This is a genomic window from Candidatus Omnitrophota bacterium (assembly GCA_013791745.1).
GTDB lineage: Bacteria > CG03 > CG03 > CG03 > CG03 > CG03.
The window spans coordinates 1-6,961 of the sequence record VMTH01000139.1 but is presented as its reverse complement, the minus strand read 5'-3'; the positions used below and the strand labels follow the sequence as shown (position 1 = coordinate 6,961).

Sequence of the window (6,961 nt, the reverse complement as noted above, 5' to 3'; positions counted from 1 at the left end):
GCAAACAGTATTATGAATAACGCGATCGTTGAAAACGGGCTGGCCGAAAAAATAAATAACGGAGACGCTGATATTTTCGAAGAGATTATGGACAGATACGCGGCCGGCCTTATGAATTTTATTTATTCGTATGTAAGAAACAGGGAAGAAGCCGAGGATATTACCCAGGAAGTTTTTTTCAGGCTTTGGAAGAAAAGAGAGAAGTATCAGCCCACAGCCAAGTTGAGCACTTACCTTTACCGCATCGCGGCGAATCTGTGTATTGATTATAAACGGAAAGAGGCCAGGTCGCCTTTGACATATTCTATTGACGAGCCGGTTCAAAAGACTGATGGAGATGTTCCAAGAGAATTAAAAGAATCAGGCCCCACTCCCGAAGAAATAATTGACAATAGATCAGAAAGAATCCGTGTTGAAAAAGCGTTAGAGGGACTTCCTGCAAAGCAGAGAATGGCGCTCATATTACGCACCTACGAGAATAAAAATTATCAGGAGATCGCTGAAATACTCAAATGTTCAAAGCCGTCTGTAGAGTCTCTTCTTTTCAGGGCCCGTCAGAATCTAAAACAAGGACTGAATAGCGATTAAGCGAACAATCAAAAAAAGTTATAAGTTGAAAGACAAAAAAATATAATAGAGGGATTATTCGCCCGCCTGCCGGTTTTTAATGAATTCCCCGGATGTTTAACCGCCGCCCCAAAATTTTTTAATTTCCACCCGGTCATTATTTTTTAGAGAGACTTGCCCGTAATTTTTCCAGGGAACAGCTTTGTCATTTACCGATACGACCTGGCCTATGGTATTAATTTCTAATTTCTTTAATACGGCTTTTAAAATTTTCTTTTTTATATTTTTTTTCTTCCCGTTTAAGAATATATTCATTTTGAACTCCCGCGCTTATGTATATTAACCCGGCTGCAGGAACAGTCCGTGTTTTTTTCATATTTTATGGTTTTGAAATTGTTTTCCGCATAGTCTATAAACAGGATCATATTTGACAGGCATTTTCCGGCGCCGGTAATATGCTTTATAACTTCTATTGCCTGTAATGCGCCCATATTTCCCGCGACCGGGCCCAGTATGCCGAATATATCCGAGCTTGTGTTGTCGGGGATCTTGTCAGGGAAGAGGCACCGGAGGCATCCTGTTTTACCGGGTATAATGGTTGTTATCTGCCCCTGCATGGATACAACTCCTGAGTGTACAAGAGGCGTATTGGACAGTATCGCGAAATCGTTTAAATCAAATTTTGTTTCCATATTATCAACACAGTCAACAATGATATCCGTTTTTGCGTTTATAAGTTTAGCGGCGGCATCTTTCCACGATAAATTCATTGGAATAATTTTTATCCCGCTGTTTAAACTTTTTAAGCGATTCTTCGCCGCTTGTGTTTTGGGTAAACCGATTGAATTTTCATCATAGAGTATCTGGCGCTGCAAATTGTTTAAATCTACGGTATCGTTATCCACGAGTATAAGTTCCCCGATACCGGCCGCTGACAAATATAGTGAAACCGCGCTGCCGAGACCGCCGATCCCGACCACCGCGACTTTTGATCGTAGGAGTTTTTTCTGGCCTTCTTCTCCAATGCCTTTGACCAGGATATTTTTTTTATATCTTTCCATTTTTTTACCGCTACGTTCTAATTGTAGCAAAGTATAAGTCAAAAGGGGATTTACAGCCAAGCACTAAATAAAAATAGTTGCCACTCGCCACAGGTGGTTCGACAGTCTCACCACAGGCCAGCAGAACGCAAGTTTTTGGGAGTTTGAGCGGACTGTTGATGTGGAATTTTAAGTATCACAGGGCATTGGGAATTGCGGCTTTGGTTCTGGCGACTATCCATGCGCTTATAGTGGTATTGAATTAATAAATCAGGGAGCAGTCACGAAAATCAGGCAGAATCTTGACTCTGACCCAAATACTTCATACTATATCTGTGTATACGGATATACGGGAATAGTAGAAAAAATATGCGAAAAGAAACAAAACTATTTAAGGCTTTATCTGATGAGACACGTTTGAGGATAATGCTTCTTCTTATTCATGGCGAATTATGTGTCTGTGATCTGGTAAAAGTCCTAGATACCACTCAATCTAAAATATCCCGCCATCTCTATTATTTAAAAAATGTAGGATTAGTAGAGGATAGGAGAGAGGGTCTGTGGATACACTATTCAATAAAAGAAGCTGAAACAACTCTTGATAAAAATCTCAGGATGTGTCTAAAACAGTGTTTTTCTGATAACGGAACTATGATAAGTGATTTTAAGAGATTGAAAAAAAGATTGAAAGAGAAATCGAAATGCTGAAGAAAATACTATTGAGAAAGACAAAAATGCTGTTTTCAAGTCTCTCAATGAATATTTTTATAAAACAATCAAACGAAAAAAGTCACATCAAGCCGCGGGTTTAGTTATATGGAAATGGAGAAATCTTCTTAATGGATACAGCAGATAAGAAAAAGCAGATATTGTTTTTATGTCTGGTAATAGCACTTTATGCCATCGCGATAGCATACGTGGCAGTTAACGATCTGTCATGGTCAGGGATGTTCAAAGCAGGTCTCCTGCAGCCAAAAAATATAACAGGACTGGAGGCGAGATTGACAGAGATAGAGAATCCTCCATTAGGTAATATGCCACTGGTTATCTGGTATATCATCATAAAAGGAGCCGCTCTTTTAGTAGAACTGCTGCCTTACTGGCTTATAGGCATGCTCATCGCCGGTAGTCTGGTGGTATTCGTTTCATGGGAAGCGGTTAAGAAAAAAATGGGTTATGGCGGATTCAAGGCAAATCTTATGGCTACCGCGGCAGGCAGTATTATTCCTATCTGTTCCTGCGGGATCGTACCGGTTCTGGTAGGGATGCTTGAGGCGGGCGTGCCTTTGGGCCCGACACTTGCCTTTCTGATAGCAGCCCCAATGCTTAACATTCCCACTGTATTTATGACTGCCGGACTACTTGGCAAGAAACTTGCCCTGGCACGCGTTATCGGTGTATTCGCCATTGCCATGAGTGTAGGCACAATAGTCGCCTGGTGGCAGAGAAGGGGCGGTTTAAAGCACCTGATAAAGGTATACGCTATGCCTAAACTTTCACCTGCGGTTCAGCAATTCGCTTATCAGATAGGTATGAAACTAGCCGGCAAGGCGGAAGGAATCAACCTAAAAGAGGCAGGGGCAGAAAACCTGGATAAGCTGAAGGAATTGGAAGAGGCAGATATTATAGAGAAAACCGGGGATGGAAGATGGAAGCTTGTCAACCGGGATATGTCGGCGCAGCAGAATGCCTGTTTTGTTTTGCCTCAGGGTAGTGAAAACCTGACATTTGGGAAAAAGATCATCAAAACCTTCAGGATCTCATGGCATTTATTTTTGCAGTTAAATTATTATCTTGTCCTGGCAGTTCTAATCGCAGGGGCAATCAGGGTATTAATTCCTACAAGTTTAATTGTTAGTCTGGTTGGGGGGAAGGTGCTTAATTCAGTGTTTATCGCCTCAATTGTTTCTGTTTTAGCTTATGTGTGCACCTATGTTGAGGTACCGACAGCAATGGCTCTGATTGCTAAAGGGATGGGGCCGGGCGCAACCCTTGCTTATCTGTTGGGCGGTCCGGGCTTAAGCATACCCGCGATAATGATGCTCTCAGCCGCATTTAAAAAAAAGCTCCTGGTTTTATATATTGCTTTGAGTTTTATCGGTTGTGTGACTGCAGGATATATATTTAATCTGTTTTAAAGGAGATCCTAGTGTTTGAGACAATAACCAATTATGCCGGATACCTGGAAAACATATCATTCCTTACTTATCCCGTTACTTTGTTTTTAGGATTTCCTGGCCTGCATGACGTTTATCACCTGCTGTCTGCCTCTTGTGCTGGCTGTGGCCGGTTTCGTGAGCGGATACGGAATAGATCGTAAGAGCCGCATCCTTATTCCTTTTTTCCTTTTTTCATTATGCTGGGCTCTATAGTCACGCTGGTCGTTCTGGGGGTAACAGTCTCTATGGCAGGCCTTACTCTACAGAATTCATTAGGCAGGTATTGGGCGTATTTCATCGGCCCGGTCTGTATAATAGCCGGACTGTTTGTCCTCGGAGTAATAAAGCTTCCCGCCAATATAGCAATTCCAAAGATGGAGCAAAAAGGGTTTCTTGGCCCTTTTACATTCGGTCTCTGCATGGGCGGCATGGTAGGAGTCGGTTCTTCCTGTTGCATGCCTGCGCTGCCTATAGTTTTAACTTATGCGGCTATTCAGGGAAGACCGCTGCACGGAGCGCTGATCATGGGAACTTTTGCAATCGGTCAGAGCATCCCGCTTTTTGCCATTGGACTGTTCAGTGATCTATTAAGCAGATTTGCGGGGAGATGGTCGTTTTATGTCAGGCGTGTAGCCGGAGTCCTGCTCATAGGCTCCGGAATATTTTTCATATGGAGGGGCTGATGACAATAAAAAGATGTGTTTTTATTATACTTTTTTCCGCTATCTTTACTTTTGCTTCAAGCGCGGGGATAAATATAAAAACTCCCGCTTGGAGGAAAGTAGGGGAGTTGGGTAAGGAAAAAAATTATATATTCGTATGTTGCGGTGATCTAAAAACAAAAAAAGGAAAAAAGATGATGGCTGTTCTTGAGAAGACAAAGAAGGAATTAAGCGGCAGAAAAAAGAAGTCGAAAAAGGGTAAGCAAAAACGAATCTCAAAAAAAATAGCTATAGTCGAAGTTAAGATGGATGATCCAAAAGAACGGGAATTAATAGGTTCTTTTAATATACGGGAGAACCCGACAGTTCTGGTGGTAGCCCCGAATGGAGCGGCCACAGGTTATTTCCCCGGGACAGTAGACAAAAATAATCTGGTAGAAAGCCTGGTTTCTTTGAAAGAAGCAGAACTCATTAAGAATCTTCAGGATGGATGCGTTGTCTTTTTGTGTTTCCACGGGAATAAAGAACCCGATTTTACCGCGATTAAAACCGACCTTAAATCAGTGGCGGATAATTTCAAGGGCACTGTCAACGTGGTTTATGCAAACAGTGATGATAAAAATGAAGAAAAGTTAAGAGAAAATTTCAAGATGTCATCCGAATCAGAAACGACAGTTTTTATCGTCATACCTCCCGGTAGAACAGCCGCTAAATTGGAGGGAGATGAGATCAATAAAGCGAATTTAATGAGAACTCTTCTCTCTTCTTGCGGGTCAGGAGGGTGCGCCCCCTCAAGTTGTAAATAATGAGATATAAGCCGCTGGTAAGCGGAGTTAGAGTGCCAAGTATTGAAAGGAGGTAATACGTTATGTCAGAGCAGAAAACAGCAAAAATATTCACCATGGAAAAGCAGTTTCCATGCGGCGAGCAATCGACCTGCTGTGGATCAATCGGTCAGGACGAACAGGAGGTATCTTCTCTAAAGAAGGCGATAGAAGACCTTGGACTTGAGGTGCAGGTTTACGATATTCAGAAAATGAATAATCCTCAGGATAATCCGCAGGTATTTAAGCTTTTAAGTTCATTTGGCAACAAGATAGTGCCTGTGATAACCATAGATGATGAAGTGGCTTGTATGGGGCAGTCAGCAACAGCTGATGTTGTATCTGCAATAAAAAGCAAGCTGTAAAGGATATTAAAGTTATTGTTTTCTACCACATCTTAGAAGAGGCTATAATATTATCTGAATAAACCGCAGAATGAAATATAAAATTTTAAGAGCGGAAATCAAAGATGCAGAAGAAATCTTAAAATTGCAAAAACTTTCTTATCAGAGCGAAGCTGAGAGATATAATAATTATGACATTCAGCCTCTTAAACAAACCACCAGGGAAGTGCAAGAACAATTTGAAGGGCATGTATTTTTAAAAGCTATTTGCGAAGGTGAAATTATTGGAACAGTTCGTGCTCATGAAAATAATGGCGTATGTTATATTGGGAAATTGGCTGTTCATCCAAATATGCAAAATAAAGGAATTGGAAGTGCTTTAATGAACGAAATTGAGAAATGCTATACTCCAGAGAAATTTGATCTTTTTGTTGGTTCCAAAAGCGATAAGAACATCCTGCTATATCAAAAATTGGGCTATAGTATTTACAAGATAGAAAAATATGGGTGTGGTGATATCAGGGTTTTTTATATGGAAAAAAATGCATAAATACAGAAATGATTGTAAAGCACCGTCCCCATTCTTTCCACAAAGCTGTCTTCAAAAATGAGGGGGGCAATGTAATCTTGCGTCCTGGAATAACTCTTGGTTACGGCAGTATGCCTGGCAATTATTACGTGGACAGCACAGAATATCTTATTGTAAAGCCGTCACTGGAAATACTGGTTTTAAGCAGCACAGGAACAATGTTTGTATATGAAATAGGCTTTTTGTCTGCCCCGACAGGCGGAAATACTGACTACTCCGTCTCACTTTCACCGACTCTCCTTCTGCGCGCTGGCATCATATTCTGAGCAAACCACACCCAGCTGGCGCCCGGGAAATGGAGTTTATCCCGACGGTAATGTCGGGAAGCGCACGAGCGTCAATGAAAATGCTTCGTAAGGAAATATTATTACTCAACAAATGAATCTATTTCATTGATATCATTCTGAAAATCCCTTGATAGAAATTTCAAAGTCACCTAGTTTTATCGAGGGCATTCTTTAATAAAAATCCCAAAAAGATATTAATTCTTATATAGGGTTGACAAACCAAATATAATATTGCAATAATCAAAAAGAGCAAAATAAAATATATATAAAAGGATAAATTATGAAATATAATTTGGATAAATGCGACTATAAAATATTGGGGTTGATTCAGAAAGACTCTTCTATAACAAATAAAGAATTGGCAAAAAAAATAAAGCTTTCACCGGCGGCTACATTATCAAGATTAAATAAACTTAAAAAAACAGGAGTAATTGAAAAATTTACGGCAATACTTGATGAAAAAAAATTAGATTATAATATAAGCACAAT

The 6,961-nt window shown here is 40.5% G+C and carries 10 protein-coding genes; 8 read left to right on the top strand and 2 right to left on the bottom strand.

The features are described from left to right. Positions 1-12 precede the first annotated feature (12 nt). Positions 13-588, top strand: coding sequence for an RNA polymerase sigma factor (locus tag FP827_06660; GenBank protein MBA3052749.1), 576 nt, complete (start codon positions 13-15; stop codon positions 586-588). A gap of 96 nt (positions 589-684) precedes the next feature. On the opposite strand, the gene thiS is transcribed toward FP827_06660, so the two are convergent. Together thiS and FP827_06650 are read right to left on the bottom strand one after the other, a co-directional pair. Continuing rightward, positions 685-882, bottom strand: coding sequence for a sulfur carrier protein ThiS (thiS, locus tag FP827_06655; GenBank protein MBA3052748.1), 198 nt, complete (start codon positions 880-882; stop codon positions 685-687). Further along, a complete protein-coding gene (locus FP827_06650; GenBank protein ID MBA3052747.1) occupies positions 879-1,628 on the bottom strand; it encodes a HesA/MoeB/ThiF family protein in 750 nt (249 codons plus the stop codon). Before FP827_06650 ends, thiS begins: the two co-directional genes overlap by 4 nt. 348 nt (positions 1,629-1,976) lie before the next feature. Between FP827_06650 and FP827_06645 the strand changes: the two genes are divergently transcribed. The 7 genes from FP827_06645 to FP827_06615 all read left to right on the top strand — a co-directional run. After that, the gene (locus tag FP827_06645) at positions 1,977-2,315 is read left to right on the top strand and encodes a metalloregulator ArsR/SmtB family transcription factor (protein ID MBA3052746.1); all 339 of its coding nucleotides are present in this window, start codon (positions 1,977-1,979) and stop codon (positions 2,313-2,315) included. Positions 2,316-2,446: 131 nt separating this feature from the next. Then, the gene (locus FP827_06640; GenBank protein MBA3052745.1) at positions 2,447-3,745 is read left to right on the top strand and encodes a permease; all 1,299 of its coding nucleotides are present in this window, start codon (positions 2,447-2,449) and stop codon (positions 3,743-3,745) included. A 218-nt stretch (positions 3,746-3,963) separates the two neighbouring features. Then, entirely contained in the window at positions 3,964-4,449 is a 486-nt protein-coding gene (locus tag FP827_06635) for a hypothetical protein (protein ID MBA3052744.1), read from the top strand. After that, positions 4,449-5,234 (top strand): hypothetical protein, encoded by a 786-nt coding sequence (locus FP827_06630; protein MBA3052743.1) that lies wholly within the window; start codon positions 4,449-4,451, stop codon positions 5,232-5,234. The genes FP827_06635 and FP827_06630 overlap by 1 nt, the downstream gene beginning before the upstream one ends. Positions 5,235-5,296: 62 nt before the next feature. Beyond that, a complete protein-coding gene (locus FP827_06625) occupies positions 5,297-5,617 on the top strand; it encodes an arsenic metallochaperone ArsD family protein (protein ID MBA3052742.1) in 321 nt (106 codons plus the stop codon). A 70-nt stretch (positions 5,618-5,687) separates the two neighbouring features. Next, positions 5,688-6,146, top strand: coding sequence for a GNAT family N-acetyltransferase (locus FP827_06620; GenBank protein MBA3052741.1), 459 nt, complete (start codon positions 5,688-5,690; stop codon positions 6,144-6,146). A 606-nt stretch (positions 6,147-6,752) separates the two neighbouring features. Beyond that, the coding region (locus FP827_06615; GenBank protein MBA3052740.1) for a winged helix-turn-helix transcriptional regulator at positions 6,753-6,961 on the top strand (209 nt) is incomplete at its 3' end.

Bases quoted from the DNA above. Each gene is read 5' to 3' on its own strand.
- FP827_06660 (MBA3052749.1), top strand. From the start codon at position 13: ATGAATAACGCGATCGTTGAAAACGGGCTGGCCGAAAAAATAAATAAC.
- thiS (MBA3052748.1), bottom strand. From the start codon at position 882: ATGAATATATTCTTAAACGGGAAGAAAAAAAATATAAAAAAGAAAATT.
- FP827_06650 (MBA3052747.1), bottom strand. From the start codon at position 1,628: ATGGAAAGATATAAAAAAAATATCCTGGTCAAAGGCATTGGAGAAGAA.
- FP827_06645 (MBA3052746.1), top strand. From the start codon at position 1,977: ATGCGAAAAGAAACAAAACTATTTAAGGCTTTATCTGATGAGACACGT.
- FP827_06640 (MBA3052745.1), top strand. From the start codon at position 2,447: ATGGATACAGCAGATAAGAAAAAGCAGATATTGTTTTTATGTCTGGTA.
- FP827_06635 (MBA3052744.1), top strand. From the start codon at position 3,964: ATGCTGGGCTCTATAGTCACGCTGGTCGTTCTGGGGGTAACAGTCTCT.
- FP827_06630 (MBA3052743.1), top strand. From the start codon at position 4,449: ATGACAATAAAAAGATGTGTTTTTATTATACTTTTTTCCGCTATCTTT.
- FP827_06625 (MBA3052742.1), top strand. From the start codon at position 5,297: ATGTCAGAGCAGAAAACAGCAAAAATATTCACCATGGAAAAGCAGTTT.
- FP827_06620 (MBA3052741.1), top strand. From the start codon at position 5,688: ATGAAATATAAAATTTTAAGAGCGGAAATCAAAGATGCAGAAGAAATC.